Origin of the sequence: Maribellus sediminis, from assembly GCF_011799805.1 — a bacterium.
In the GTDB taxonomy this organism is placed as follows: domain Bacteria; phylum Bacteroidota; class Bacteroidia; order Bacteroidales; family Prolixibacteraceae; genus Draconibacterium; species Draconibacterium sediminis_A.
Map to the genome: position 1 here is coordinate 851,927 of NZ_WXUB01000002.1, position 15,451 is coordinate 867,377.

The following is a 15,451-nucleotide window of genomic DNA, read 5'->3' on the forward strand; positions in this document are numbered from 1 at the left end:
ATGGAAATGTTTAGATTTGGAAATATCGAATACTTGTGGGGACTGTTGATCATTCCTGTGTTGATCGTATTTTATACCTGGTCGCGTATTTCAAGACGCCGGGCACTAAAGAAATTCGGAAGCAGTGAAATTCTGGAAGAATTAATGCCGTTCCGCTCGAAAAACCGTCCGGTTTTAAAGTTTATCATACTGATGCTTGCACTCGCCTTTTTTGTGGCTGGAATTGCCCGCCCTCAATTTGGATCGAAATTGAAAACCGAAAAACGCGAAGGTGTTGAACTCATCATCGCGCTGGATGTTTCGAACAGTATGATGGCCGAAGACATTCAACCCAACCGTTTGGAACGCGCAAAACGCGCCATTTCAAGGCTTGTGGATCGTTTGAAAGATGACAAAATCGGACTGATTGTTTTTGCCGGCGACGCTTATACACAGTTACCAATAACCACAGATTATAATTCAGCAAAATTGTTTCTGAATGCAGTGAACACGCAAATCGTTCCAAAACAGGGAACTGCAATTGGTGCTGCAATTGATCTGGCACACCGCTCGTTTACACCCGATGGTGAGGCCAACAAAGCCATTATCGTAATTACTGATGGCGAAAACCACGAAGATGATGCCATCTCGGCGGCTAAATCGGCTCTTGAAGACGGTATTGTGGTTCACACCATTGGAATGGGACTTCCCTCGGGATCACCAATTCCGGTGCTGAGAAACGGCCAGACCGATTATTTGAAAGACCGCGACGGTAAAGTGGTGGTAACCAAGCTGAACGAACAAATGCTGGAACAAATCGCCGCTGCCGGAGAAGGAATTTATGTTCGTGCAAACAATGCACAGGTAGGATTAAACGCCCTTTTCGATGAAATAAATAACATGGAAAAACAGGAAATGGAAACCCGTACTTTTTCGGAGTACGACGACCAGTTCCAGTATTTCTTTGCGATTGGATTGTTTTTACTCTTGCTCGAATTCGTAATTCTGGAGCGTAAAAACAAATACCTGAAAAACATCAATTTGTTTGGAACAAAATAGGAGATGAACATGAGAAGAACGATATTACTGACCATTTTGATGACGCTTTCCGTGGCAGTTTTCGCACAAAACGAACGCAAGTTTGTTCGCAACGGAAACAAGTTGTTTATGGATGCGGTGCGCGATACCACCAAAATCGATTCGGTAAAATTTGCCAATGCCGAAACCGAATACCGCAAAGCTTTAAATAAACGCCCCAACGACCAGAAATGGAATTACAACCTGGCCGATGCTTTATACAAGCAGCAACGTTTTGAAGAAGCCGAAGGAAAATTCTCGGAACTGGCAGAGAAAATGGAGGAGCCTGTTGAACGCGCCTTTGCCAACCATAATCTTGGAAACACACAGCTGATGCAGCAAAAACTCGACGAAAGTATTGAATCTTATAAAAAAGCACTTCGCGAAAATCCTTCTGATCTGGAAACAAAATACAACCTGGCTTATGCGCAAATGCTGAAAAAACAACAGGAACAACAGCAGCAGCAACAAAACAAAGATCAGAATAAGGACCAGAACAAAGATCAAGACAAGGATCAGAATAAAGATCAGCAGAATCAGGACCAAAACCAGGACCAGCAAAACAAAGATCAGAATAAAGACCAGAACAAGGATCAGCAAAATAAGGATCAGCAGAATCAAAATAAAGATCAGCAAAAACAGGATCAGCAACAAAAACAGCAGCCTCAGCAGAACAAAATTTCGAAACAGGATGCCGAACAGTTGTTGCAGGCGCTTGAAAACGATGAGCGCGATATTCAGGATAAAGTAAAAAAAGCAAAGGCGGCTAAAGCCAAACGAACACGTACCGAAAAAGAATGGTAATTAACCGGATGTTGGATACTTGATACTGGATGCTTGATTTGTATAAAAAAAGCTTGAAGCTTTAAGCTTGAGGCTCGAAGCTAAAAAATAATAATTTTGTAGGCTTTTAAGATGATGATAAAACGATTAGCAACATATTTCATTTTATTTTTCCTGGTGCTTGGAGCGCAGGCTCAGGATGTCCGATTTACCATGTCGGCACCAAATGCCGTGGAAAACGGTAAACAATTCCGACTGAGTTTTACCTTAAACCAGCGTGGATCGAAACTTCAGCTTCCACCCGGATTAAACGACAATTTCCAAATTCTGATGGGACCAAGTACAGGAACCAGCTATCAAAATATTAACGGACGTTCAAGCACCACATATTCTTATACCTATATCCTCAGGGCCACAAAAGAAGGAACGTTTGAAATCCGACCGGCTTCTATTGAAGTGGATGGTGAAATTGTTGAATCGAATTCCTTAAAAATTCAGGTTGTAAAAGCCAACTCGCAACCCAGCCAACCACAAAGTGGCGGACAAACGCAGCAAGGTGGTTCTGCTTCGAATGTCGACCTTGGAAAAGACAACCTGTTCGTTCGTGTTGAACTCAGCAATCGTAATCCCTACCGTGGTGAGCAAATTATTGCAATAGTGAAACTATATGCAAATCCCGAGATTCCAATAACAAACTTTGCCGATGTAAATCTTCCTACCTACGAAGGTTTTTACACACAGGACATTGAAATTCCGGGTCAGATAAATATGACGCGCGAAGTTTACAACGATAAAATTTACCAGGTTGGTGTTTTGAAAAAGACCATCCTGTTTCCACAACAAAACGGCACACTCAGGATAGAACCGTTTAGTATGGCACTGCTGGTTCGCCAACGTACACAGGCGCGTAGTTTCTTCGATGATTTTTTCGATAATTACCGTACTGTGAAAGCACCAATTACAAGCGAAGCGGTAACGGTAAACGTAAAAGACCTGCCACCGGCACCTGCTAATTTCCTTGGTGGCGTTGGTAATTTCAACATTACATCAGAAATAAGCGGCGAGGATGTAACAACAAACGACGCTGTTACGCTAACTGTAAAAATTTCGGGGAATGGAAATATTCGCCTGATACGGACGCCGGAACTCAAATTGCCAAGCGATTTTGAAGTTTACGATCCAAAAGCCACCGACAATGTGAAAGCAGGAAATAATGGTGCTTCAGGTAGCAAAACTATCGAATACCTGTTCCAGCCACGTTTCGAAGGTGATTATACTATTCCGGCCATTCCGTTTACCTACTTCAATCCGGCCACCGGGCAATATGTAACCAAATCAACTCCGGCTTATTCGCTGCATGTTGAAAAAGGAACCGAAGAACAGTCGGCCACAGTGGTTAGTTCGCTGCGTAAACAGGATGTACAGCTGATTGGACAGGATATTCGCTACATCAAACAAGGCAGTCCGTCGCTAAAAAGCCGTGGAAGTTCATTTTTCGGAAGTACACTGTTTTACCTGGTTTATATTCTAAGTGCATTGTTATTTGTGGTACTGTACATCATTTATCGGAAAAAAGCCCGCGAGAATGCCAACATCGCGTTGATGCGAAACAAAAAGGCGAACCGTGTGGCCATTAAACGACTGAAAAGTGCCGCAGCCTTTATGAAGCAAAACAACAACGAAGCTTTCCACGAAGCCATTCTGAAAGCTTTCGAAGGATATTTAAGTGATAAACTGGCCATTCCTGTTGCCGATTTAAAACGGGAAACTGCAGTAGCACGTTTGCAGTCGAAAAACGTTTCGGAAGAAGTGATCGCCGATTTTGTTGACGTGGTTGAACAATGCGAATTCGCACGCTATGCACCAACCGGAGGTTCTGAAGCCCGACACGAGCTCTACAAAAAAGCAGAATCGACCATGGGCCGAATGGAAAAACAAATAAAAAGGTAAAGAAATGAAACAATATATTTTAATCCTGATCCTTGTTATTCCTGGCTTACTTTCAGCGCAGGAAGAAAATACACAGCTTTGGGAAAAAGCCAATGCCTATTATACCACTGAAGAATACCAGCAGGCCATTTCAATATACGAGCAGATCCTGAGTTCCGGCGAAGAATCGGCCAAATTGTATTTCAACCTTGGCAATGCCTATTACAAAGCAGGCGACATAAACAATGCTATTTTGAATTACGAACGGGCAAAACTACTTGCACCGCAGGATAAAGACATTGCATTTAACCTGCAAATTGCCAACCAGTTTGTAGTCACCAAAATAGAACCACTTCCCCAGCCTTTCTTTTTGCGCTGGAGAACTTCGGTTATCAACAAACATTCTGCCGATACCTGGGCCTACATCAGTGCTGCATCATTTATAGCGTTCCTGGTTCTGCTCGGTTTGTTTCTTTTTAGCAGAATTCCGGGCGTCCGTCGCTTATCCTTCTGGCTCGGAATTTTGGTGATTATTTTTTCAGGCTTCACATTTTCGTTTGCAGCCAAGCAAAAAAAGAAAATAGTGGAACGTAAAAGCGCCATTGTTTTTTGTCCACGGGTAACCGTTAAAAGTTCACCGCGTGAGAGTGGCACCGATCTGTTTTTAATTTACGAAGGCCTGAAAGTAGAAATCACCGACAGTTTAAATACCTGGAAAGAAATTAAACTGGCCGATGGTAACGAAGGCTGGCTGCCTGATTCCTGCATTGTAAAAATATAGATTTCAGTCGCTGCAAATACATTTTCTGTTTCCATTTCTAAGTCCCACAGAAAGATTGTGCCTGCATTTTTGTTCAGATCCAATTTACAGGTTACCTTTATTACATCTGAAAAAAATAATTTATGGAAACTGACATAAAACTGGCCGTTCTTATCGACGGCGACAATATTCCTTCGGCCTATGTAAAAGAAATGATGGAAGAAATTGCCAAGTACGGCAATCCCACCATCAAACGCATTTATGGCGACTGGACCAAACCTTTTCTTGCCAAGTGGAAAAACCTGCTGCTCGAAAATGCCATTACTCCTATTCAACAATATGGCTACACCAGCGGTAAAAATGCTACCGACTCGGCCATGATCATCGATGCCATGGACATATTATACAGCGGACAGGTAAATGGCTTCTGCCTGGTTTCGAGCGACAGCGATTTTACGCGCCTTGCAACCCGACTGCGCGAAGCCGGAATGAAAGTGATCGGCCTTGGCGAAAAGAAAACTCCCGATCCCTTTATCGTCGCCTGCGATCGGTTTATTTACATCGAGATTTTGAAAAAGAACGAAGAAGAAAGCGAAAGTACATCTGCGAAACCAAAAGCAAAGGAGAAACGCGAATACGACAAAATTACTCCGAAAGTTGTACGCCTGATTTCTTCCACCATTTACGACCTGGCCGACGAAGATGGTTGGGCATTCCTGGGCGATGTTGGAAGTTTGCTTCAAAAGAAACAGCCAAACTTCGATTCACGAAACTATGGTTTTGAAAAGTTAACCCCACTGATAAATTCCATTGGCAAATTCGAGATCGATCAACGCGACAGTTACAAAGGGAAATTCAAACTGATCTATGTACGAAACAAAAAAGGCAGGAATTAAACACTTCTTTACTTATTCTTATTAGATTAAACCAAATTAACCACATCAATTTTATGAAAATGCTCCGCGTAAAATCAATCGTTGTATTTTCCGCATTAATGCTGGGAATCTCAAGCATCGGATTCAGTAAAAAAGATCAAAAAGCCACAACTGCAGTTCCTGACACTTCGGCATTCAGCAATCTGGAATACCGTAGCATCGGGCCATTCAGGGGAGGCCGTTCGGCAGCAGTATGTGGAGTAGACGGGAATCCTGAATTGTATTACATGGGAACAACCGGTGGCGGAGTATGGAAAACTGAAGATGCCGGACAAAGCTGGTCGAACATCAGCGACAATTATTTTGGCGGGACTATCGGGGCAGTTTCAGTAGCACCTTCGGATAACAACATTATTTATGTTGGAGGCGGTGAAGTCACGATTCGTGGAAATGTTTCGCATGGTTATGGCGTTTGGAAATCGAATGATGCCGGGGAAACATGGGAATACAAAGGTTTAAAGGAAGCACAATACATTCCTCGTATTCGCATTCACCCCAAAAATCCTGACCTGGTTTATGCAGCCGTTTTGGGTCATGCTTTTGGCCCCAATGAAGAAAGAGGAGTATACCGGTCAAAAGACGGCGGAGACAGCTGGGAAAAAGTACTGTTTGTTAGTGAAGATGCAGGTGCCGTTGATCTGATCATCGATCCGTTTAATCCACTGGTTCTTTATGCATCAACCTGGAAAGTACGCCGAACTCCTTACAGTCTGGAAAGCGGCGGCGAAGGTTCCGATCTTTGGAAAAGTACCGATGGCGGCGACAATTGGGAAAAAATCAGCAACAATAAAGGATTGCCTGAAGGAACTTTGGGAATCATCGGAGTTACCGCCTCACCCGTAAAACGAAATCGTTTGTGGGCAATTGTTGAGGCAGAAAATGGCGGGGTTTTCCGCTCGGATGATGCCGGAAAAACATGGATAAAAACCAACGATGACCGCAACTTACGCCAGCGTGCCTGGTATTACAGCCGTATTTATGCCGACTCTCAAAATGAAGATGTGGTTTATGTTTTAAATGTCCAGTTCTGGAAATCGAAGGATGGAGGTAAATCATTTTCTTCGATACGAACACCGCACGGCGATCATCACGATCTCTGGATCTCGCCATCCGACGATAAACAAATGATAATTGCCGACGATGGTGGCGGACAGGTAACATTGGATGGCGGCCACAACTGGTCGACCATGATGAACCAGCCAACCGCACAGTTTTACCGTGTAACCACCGATAATCATTTCCCCTACCGCATTTATGCAGCACAGCAGGATAATTCAACCGTACGGATTCCGCACCGAAGTTTATCATCGGGAATTTCCGAAGACGACTGGGAGCCAACCGCCGGTGGCGAAAGTGGTTTTATAGCACCTGATCCGAAGAATCCGGATATTGTTTACGGAGGATCGTATGGAGGTTACCTCGTTCAGCAAAATCATAAAACCGGTGAAAGCAGGATGATCAATGTTTGGCCCGACAATCCAATGGGCTGGGCTGCCAAAGATATCAAATACCGTTTTCAATGGAATTACCCGATCTTCTTTTCAACGCATTTCGAAAATACCTTGTATTGCGCCGCGAATGTACTTTTTAAGACCGACAATGAAGGACAAAGCTGGACTCAGATCAGCCCTGACCTGACCCGAAACGACACAACAAAAATGGGAGCTTCTGGTGGTCCTATCACTAAAGACAATACCAGTGTTGAGTATTACGGAACCATTTTCGCTGCTTGCGAATCGGCGCTGGAACCCGGTGTAATTTGGGCAGGTAGCGACGACGGCCTGATCCATGTTACTCGCAACGGTGGTGAAAGCTGGGAAAATGTTACTCCGCCGAGTTCAGTCATGCCCGAGTGGACGATGATCAACAGCATTGAACCTCATCCTTTTGAAAAGGGTGGATTGTATATAGCTGCTACTTCTTATAAAAACGACGATTTCACACCTTATCTATATAAAACAACTGATTATGGTCTTACCTGGACAAAGATCACAACAGGAATTGAGAACGACCATTTTACACGTGTAATCCGAGCCGATAAAAACAAAGCCGGCTTATTGTTTGCCGGAACGGAAAGTGGCATGTATATTTCGTTTAACGATGGAGAACTGTGGCAACCTTTCCAACTGAACTTACCGGTTGTTCCGATTACCGATCTCACCATTAAAAACAACGATTTGATAGTGGCAACACAAGGACGTGGTTTGTATATTTTGGATGATATTACCACGCTCCATCAACTCGATAAGGATTTGCTCGATAAAGATTTTGCCTTGCTTGATCAAAGTGACTCCTACCGTATTTTGGCCGGAAGAGGTGGCAACAACAGTGGTAAAAACCCACCTTCAGGTGCGGTTATTGATTTCTGGCTAAAAGAGAAAACGGATTCAACAAAAGTAACACTGGAGATTCTCGATGAAAACCAAACTCCGATAATGACTTTTAGCAATCATGCTTCGGATAAACAAATAAAAGACAATCTTGATTTAGCTAAACTTGAAGTAAAAAAAGGACTTAATCGCTTTGCATGGAATCTGCGGTATCCGGGCGCCGAAGGTTTTCCCGGACTAATTATGTGGAGCGGTGGTCTGGACGGGCCGGTAGCCATTCCCGGAACATACATGGCCAAACTGAGTGTCGATTCAGTTTCTGTTGAGAAATCCTTTGAAATACTTCCTGTACCAACTTATAGTAGCACGGAGGAAGATTACCGGCTTCAGTTTGACATTTTAATAGAAATTCGCGACAAGCTCACAGAAACGCATCAATGCATATTAGATATCAGGGCTGCAAAAGAGCAACTCAATGCTGCAAAAGAAAAGATGGATAAAGAGCAACATCAGAATATTCTTGATGAAATTAAGTCGATTACAACCAAAATGGATGTGATTGAGAAGGCACTCTACCAAACAAAAAACAAAAGTAATCAGGATCCGTTGAACTTCCCGATTCGTTTGAACGATAAGCTGGCAGGAGTTGCCTCAGTTGTTGCATACAGTGATGCCCGCCCGACAGATCAGTCGATAGCGGTGAAAAATGAATTAACTAAGCAGATTGATAAACAGCTGGAAGCATTTAGGAAAATAAAAACCGATGACATTCCGAAGCTGAATAAAATGATATGGGATGCTAAAATTCCGGCAGTTCAACTGAAAGAATAATCAATCTCCGGAATCGATTTATTACAACCAAGACCTAATTTTTGCGTTTTTGATATTTTCTTTTCGTTTTTCTGACAAGCTGATTATCCTTTGATTTTGAGCCGTGTTTACTTTCGCCAAATCGTCAGAATTTACTATCTTATGCAACCTTTGAAGACATTTTTATGTTTCAAGGACAGCATTATGAAATTATGTGATTTATGTTACAAACATATTTCCCCGATTTCGCTTTTTTTATGAAACCAATGAATCAATTAATTTGAACTGAAAGTGTTAAAATCTATCGCATTTGCTTCAACTTTTCAGGGAATTTGTTGTTACAAATTGCGACTATTATTGCTATAGCGACATTCAAAAAAATTACAATATCTTATGTTCGATTTAGATCTTATCAAAAAAGTTTACTCGGAATTACCCGGGAAAGTGAGCAAGGCCAAAAAATTACTGAATCGGCCAATGACCTACGCCGAAAAGATTTTATATGCACATCTTTTCGAAACACAGGAATTAGAAACGTTTAAACGAGGTGCCGATTATGTTGATTTTGCACCCGACCGTGTTGCCATGCAGGATGCTACGGCACAAATGGCACTTCTTCAATTTATAAACTCAGGGAAGCCCCGAACGGCGGTTCCTTCAACCGTTCACTGCGATCACCTTATTCAGGCACATGTTGAGGGTAAAACCGACCTTACGGTTTCAAAAACTGCCAATAAAGAGGTATTCGACTTTTTGGAATCGGTTTCCAATAAATACGGAATCGGTTTCTGGAAACCGGGTGCCGGAATCATTCACCAGGTAGTGCTCGAAAATTATGCCTTCCCGGGGGGAATGATGATCGGAACCGACTCGCATACCGTAAATGCAGGAGGATTGGGAATGGTAGCCATTGGTGTTGGCGGTGCCGACGCCGTTGACGTGATGGCAGGAATGGCCTGGGAACTTAAAATGCCAAAAATGATCGGTGTAAAACTCACCGGCAAACTGAATGGCTGGACCGCTCCAAAGGATATTATACTGAAAGTGGCCGGGATTCTTACCGTTAAGGGTGGAACCGGTGCCATTATCGAATATTTTGGCGAAGGTGCAAAATCGCTTTCGGCAACCGGTAAAGGAACCATTTGCAACATGGGCGCCGAAGTGGGTGCCACCACCAGTATTTTTGCCTATGACGAAAGCATGGAACGTTACCTGAAAGCAACAGGACGTGCCGAGGTTGCAGAAGCTGCCAGCAAAATAAAAGCTGACCTGGATTCGGATCCTGAAGTTTATGAGAATCCCGAAAACTATTACGATCAGTTGATCGAGATCGATTTGTCGAAACTGGAACCACATGTAAATGGTCCGTTCACTCCCGACCGCGCTACACCTGTTTCAGAAATGAAAAAAGTGGCCAAGGAAAACGGCTGGCCGATGGAGGTTTCGGTTGGTTTAATTGGTAGCTGTACCAACTCTTCGTACGAAGACATCTCGCGTGCAGCCTCAATTGCCAAACAGGCTGAAGAAAAAGGCCTGATCACAAAAGCTGAATTTACCATCACTCCGGGATCGGAACAGGTTCGTTATACCATCGAACGCGATGGATTTATTGATACGTTTGAAAAGATCGGAGGAAAAGTATTTGCCAATGCCTGTGGTCCTTGTATCGGACAGTGGGCACGCGAAGGAGCCGACAAACAGGAGAAAAACACCATCGTTCACTCGTTTAACCGTAACTTCTCGAAACGTGCTGACGGTAATCCGAATACCCATGCTTTTGTTACCTCGCCTGAACTGGTAACAGCACTGGCTATTGCCGGAAAACTGGATTTTAATCCGATTACCGACACCCTGACCAACAAAGATGGCGTAGAAGTTAAACTGGATGAACCAACCGGATACGAACTTCCTACCAAAGGTTTTGACGTTGCAGATCCCGGCTTCCAGGCTCCCGCCGAAGATGGTTCAGGAGTTGTTGTGAGCGTAGCAGAAGACTCAAACCGTTTGCAATTGCTCACACCATTCGCTCCGTGGAGTGGAGAAAATATTACAGGAGCAAAACTGCTGATAAAAGCAGCCGGGAAATGTACTACCGACCACATTTCAATGGCCGGACCATGGTTGCGTTACCGCGGGCACCTCGATAACATTTCAAACAATATGCTGATCGGTGCTGTGAATGCCTTTAACGGAGAAACCAACTCGGTTAAAAATCAACTGACCGGCGAATACGATGAAGTTCCAAAAGTTCAGCGTCAGTATAAAGAACATGGAATTCCTACAGTTGTTATTGGCGACCAGAACTACGGTGAAGGATCGTCACGTGAGCACGCTGCTATGGAGCCACGTCACCTGGGAGTGAAAGCGGTAATCGTTAAATCGTTTGCACGTATTCACGAAACCAACCTCAAAAAACAGGGTATGCTCGGATTGACATTCGACAATGAAAACGACTACGATCTGATCCAGGAAGACGATACGTTCAACTTTATCGATCTGGTTGATTTCGCACCCAACAAACAGCTGACCATTGAAGCAGTTCACGCGGATGGCTCAAAAGACACGATCAAGTTGAATCACACCTACAATCAGCAACAGATTGAGTGGTTTAAGGCAGGTTCGGCTTTGAATCTGATCAAACAACAAAATGCATAATAATCCTGAAAGGATAAAACTTGAATAACCCCGGGCTTCAGCCCGGGGAACAAACTCAAAATAGCAGCAAGGTGCATCCAATTCAGTAGATCGAAAATCTCAGGCAACCATGCGCCACATAGAATAAGTAGATTGAAACACAATCAAAAATTAAATAACCAGTAAATTAATTAAGTAGACCATGCAAAAAATTAAGGTACAAAATCCGGTCGTAGAACTCGACGGTGATGAGATGACCCGGGTAATCTGGGATTTTATTAAACAAAAATTGATCCTTCCCTATCTTGACATTGAACTGAAATATTATGATTTGGGAATGGAAAGCCGCGATGCAACCAACGACCAGATTACCATTGATGCAGCAAATGCAATCCATAAATATGGTGTTGGCGTAAAATGCGCCACCATTACACCCGACGAAGCCAGGGTTGAAGAATTTGGCTTAAAGAAAATGTGGCGGTCGCCCAACGGAACGATTCGTAATATACTTGGAGGAACCGTTTTCCGTGAACCCATTATGATTCAGAATGTACCCCGCCTGGTACCGGGATGGAAAAAACCTATTTGCATTGGTCGTCATGCTTTTGGCGATCAGTATAAAGCCACCGACTTTGTGACCAAAGGAAAAGGGAAACTGACCATCACCTTTACTCCTGAAGATGGAAGTGAGCCTATTTCGTACGAAGTTTACGATTTTGAAGGCGACGGTGTAGCAATGTCGATGTACAACACTGATGAATCGATTCGCGGATTTGCACGTTCATGCATGAATATGGCCCTTGAGAAAAAATGGCCGTTGTACATGTCAACAAAAAATACCATTCTGAAAGCTTACGATGGTCGTTTCAAAGACATCTTCCAGGAAGTTTACGAAACGCAGTTTAAAGAGCATTTTGAAGAAGCCGGAATCACCTACGAACATCGTTTGATCGATGATATGGTAGCCGCTGCACTAAAATGGGAAGGTGGTTTTGTTTGGGCCTGTAAAAACTACGACGGCGACGTACAGAGCGATACTGTTGCCCAGGGATTTGGTTCGCTTGGTTTGATGACTTCAACACTGGTTACGCCTGACGGGCATACCATGGAAGCTGAAGCAGCGCACGGAACCGTTACACGTCATTACCGTCAACACCAGCAGGGAAAACCAACATCTACCAATCCAATCGCATCCATTTTTGCGTGGACCCGTGGGCTGGCATTCCGTGGCAAACTCGACGAAAACGAGGAACTGATCAAATTTGCGCATGCACTTGAAGAAGTATGTATCGAAACGGTGGAATCTGGGAAAATGACCAAAGACCTCGCGCTGATCGTTCATGGTAAAGCATTAAAAGAAGAGCATTACTTAACCACAGAACAATTTCTGGAAGCACTGGATGAAAATTTACAGGCAAAGCTGAATTAGATGCACGCAGATAGCGCAGAATGGGCTGATTGCATTTATGTGTTGTTTTGAGTTTTAATAAGAAAAAATAGTATCTTAAAAGCAAAATGAAACTAACCTGAATCTGCGTAAATTGGCATAATCAGCGTGAAAAAATAATTTGAAAGAAAAAAATGTAAATGTCAGATAGAATAAAAATAGAAGACGGTAAGCTGATCGTTCCCGATAAACCCACCATACCTTTTATCGAGGGCGATGGAATTGGGAAAGACATTACCGGACCTTCTCAAAGGGTAATCGATGCCGCTGTAAAAAAAGCGTATGGAGCTACCCGGCAGCTTATGTGGAAAGAGGTTTTGGCGGGAGAAAAAGCTTATAAGGAAACAGGCAATTATCTTCCGGAAGAAACTCTGGATGCTTTTAAGGAATACCTGATCGGAATTAAAGGACCGCTGCAAACACCGGTTGGCGAAGGTATCCGGTCGTTGAATGTGGCCTTGCGGCAGACTCTCGATCTTTATGTTTGCCTGCGTCCGGTGCGCTGGTTCAAGGGCGTGCCCTCTCCTATTCGCTACCCTTCGCTGGTCGATATGCATATTTTCAGGGAAAACACAGAAGATATTTATGCCGGTATTGAATACCAGGTTGGCGATGAAAAAAACAAGAAGTTCCGCGATTTTCTGATCAATGAAATGGGTGTTGATAAAATTCGTTTTCCGGAATCCTCGTCATTCGGTGTTAAACCAATATCGAAAGACGGTTCGGAACGATTAACAAAAGCAGCCATTGAATATGCCGTTCAGCGGAATTTACCTTCGGTAACCATTGTTCACAAGGGCAATATTATGAAATATACCGAAGGCGCTTTTAAAAACTGGAGTTACGATCTGGCAGAGACGGAATTTGGCGAACAGACATTTACCTGGCGGCAATACGAAAACCTGAAAAAAGACAAAGGTCAGCTGGATGCCGACAAAGCTTTGGAAGAAGCAAAATCAGCCGGCAAGGTTATCGTAAAAGACTGCATAACCGACGCGTTTTTACAGGAATCGTTGCTACACCCCTGGGATCACTCAGTAATCGCTACAATGAACCTGAACGGTGATTATATCTCCGATCAGCTGGCAGCGATGGTTGGCGGAATCGGAATTTCGCCGGGAGCCAACATCAATTACAACAGTGGTTACGCTATTTTTGAAGCTACGCACGGTACTGCTCCAAATATTGCCGGAACAGGAAAAGCAAATCCGGGTTCCTTAATACTTTCAGGAGTAATGATGCTCGAATACCTTGGATGGGATGAAGCAGCAGAGCACGTTTACGATGCACTGGAACACGTTTTTGCAAAACGTAAAGTAACTTCCGATCTGCACGCGCAAATGGAAGGTGCCACTTTATTGTCGACTTCCGAATTTGCGGATGAGATCATTAAAAATATTCATTAAGAATTAGACGAATAACATAATAACTAAAACAGATGGAATACATTAAGTACAGATTTTATCAGAAAGCCAATAAGTGCGCTAAGGAGTTTCAACGACTTAAAAACGAACATGCCGACGTCGTTTTAGGGCAAGTAACACTCGGACAAGTACTTACCGGAATGAAAGGAATTCCGCTCCTGGTAACCGACACATCAAAATTAGATCCTGAAGAAGGAATCCGTTTTAAAGGATATTCGATTACTGAATTGCAGGAAAAACTTCCTAAAATTAATCCCGAAGGAGAACCACTTCCCGAAGGACTGCTTTATTTGATGTTGATTGGCGAAATACCGTCGCATGAAGATGCGATGAACTTATCAAGAGACCTGGCTACCAGGGCTCACGTTCCACAACACACTTTCGATGTGATTGACGCCATGCCAAAAAGTTCGAAACCAATGACACAATTCAGTGCAGCCATATTATCGATGGCAACTGAATCGACCTTTCAAAAGGCATATCGTGCAGGGGTTAATAAAAAGTATTTTTGGGATGCGACCTACGAGGATATAATGAACCTCATCGCACGTTTACCTCGTATCGCAGCATACATTTATCGTCGTCAGTTCTACAACAGCGATCATATTCAACCTAATCCACGTCTCGACTGGGCCGGAAACCTGGCACACATGATGGGTTTCGACTCTGAAGATATTCGTCGCTTGTTCCGTTTGTACATGCTGATCCATGCCGACCATGAAGGTGGAAACGTATCAGCACACACAGCTCACCTTGTAGGTTCGGCTTTAAGCAATCCATATTATGCTTACGCTGCTGCCATGACAGGATTGGCCGGTCCCTTGCACGGTTTCGCCAACCAGGATGTTATTTTCTGGATTTTTGAGATGATCGAACAATTGGATACAGATACTCCAACCGACGAACAGGTTGCTGATTATTGTAAGAAAACGCTGGAAAGTGGCCGGGTAATTCCGGGATACGGACACGCAGTTCTTAGAAAAACTGATCCACGTTTTACGGCTCAGCAAAAATTTGCCGATAAATACATAAAAGACGACAAAATGGTGAACCTTGCTAATCAACTGTATCGTGTGGTTCCACCAATTTTAGGATCGGTTGGAAAGATCAAAAATCCATGGCCAAACGTGGATGCATACAGCGGAGCATTACTCTACCATTATGGTATAAAAGAATATACATTCTACACTGTGCTGTTTGGTGTTTCACGTTCACTTGGTGTATTGGCATCGTTGGTTAACGACCGTATTTACGGTATGCCAATCGAACGTCCTACTTCGTACCCGCTTAGCTGGTTCAAAGAACGGGCTGAAGGCACTCCCGGAGAATGCTAATAACTGATA

Annotated in this window: 10 protein-coding genes; all 10 read left to right on the plus strand. The window is 43.5% G+C overall.

The window, feature by feature from the left end; translation table 11 throughout:
* The 10 genes from HFD85_RS09790 (at position 1) to HFD85_RS09835 (ending at position 15,442) form a co-directional block, all read left to right on the plus strand.
* Positions 1-1,038, plus strand: coding sequence for a vWA domain-containing protein (locus tag HFD85_RS09790; protein WP_240925032.1), 1,038 nt, complete (start codon positions 1-3; stop codon positions 1,036-1,038).
* A gap of 9 nt (positions 1,039-1,047) precedes the next feature.
* Entirely contained in the window at positions 1,048-1,860 is an 813-nt protein-coding gene (locus tag HFD85_RS09795; RefSeq protein ID WP_167608384.1) for a tetratricopeptide repeat protein, read from the plus strand.
* A 111-nt stretch (positions 1,861-1,971) separates the two neighbouring features.
* Positions 1,972-3,789 carry a BatD family protein gene (locus tag HFD85_RS09800; RefSeq protein ID WP_167608387.1) on the plus strand — a complete coding sequence of 606 codons (1,818 nt, stop codon included), beginning with the start codon at positions 1,972-1,974 and terminating at the stop codon, positions 3,787-3,789.
* Between the two features lie 4 nt (positions 3,790-3,793).
* Positions 3,794-4,549 (plus strand): tetratricopeptide repeat protein, encoded by a 756-nt coding sequence (locus tag HFD85_RS09805; protein ID WP_167608390.1) that lies wholly within the window; start codon positions 3,794-3,796, stop codon positions 4,547-4,549.
* A gap of 122 nt (positions 4,550-4,671) precedes the next feature.
* Positions 4,672-5,424 carry an NYN domain-containing protein gene (locus HFD85_RS09810; protein WP_167608393.1) on the plus strand — a complete coding sequence of 251 codons (753 nt, stop codon included), beginning with the start codon at positions 4,672-4,674 and terminating at the stop codon, positions 5,422-5,424.
* Positions 5,425-5,483: 59 nt separating this feature from the next.
* A complete protein-coding gene (locus tag HFD85_RS09815) occupies positions 5,484-8,624 on the plus strand; it encodes a WD40/YVTN/BNR-like repeat-containing protein (protein ID WP_167608396.1) in 3,141 nt (1,046 codons plus the stop codon).
* A gap of 372 nt (positions 8,625-8,996) precedes the next feature.
* Complete coding sequence (locus tag HFD85_RS09820; RefSeq protein WP_167608399.1) at positions 8,997-11,258, plus strand: aconitate hydratase; 2,262 nt, start codon at positions 8,997-8,999, stop codon at positions 11,256-11,258.
* A gap of 181 nt (positions 11,259-11,439) precedes the next feature.
* On the plus strand, positions 11,440-12,666 hold the full coding sequence (locus HFD85_RS09825; protein ID WP_167608402.1) for an isocitrate dehydrogenase (NADP(+)): 1,227 nt from the start codon (positions 11,440-11,442) through the stop codon (positions 12,664-12,666).
* Between the two features lie 158 nt (positions 12,667-12,824).
* Positions 12,825-14,090, plus strand: coding sequence for an NADP-dependent isocitrate dehydrogenase (gene icd, locus HFD85_RS09830; protein ID WP_167608405.1), 1,266 nt, complete (start codon positions 12,825-12,827; stop codon positions 14,088-14,090).
* Positions 14,091-14,122: 32 nt separating this feature from the next.
* The gene (locus HFD85_RS09835) at positions 14,123-15,442 is read left to right on the plus strand and encodes a citrate (Si)-synthase (protein ID WP_167608408.1); all 1,320 of its coding nucleotides are present in this window, start codon (positions 14,123-14,125) and stop codon (positions 15,440-15,442) included.
* Positions 15,443-15,451 lie beyond the last annotated feature (9 nt).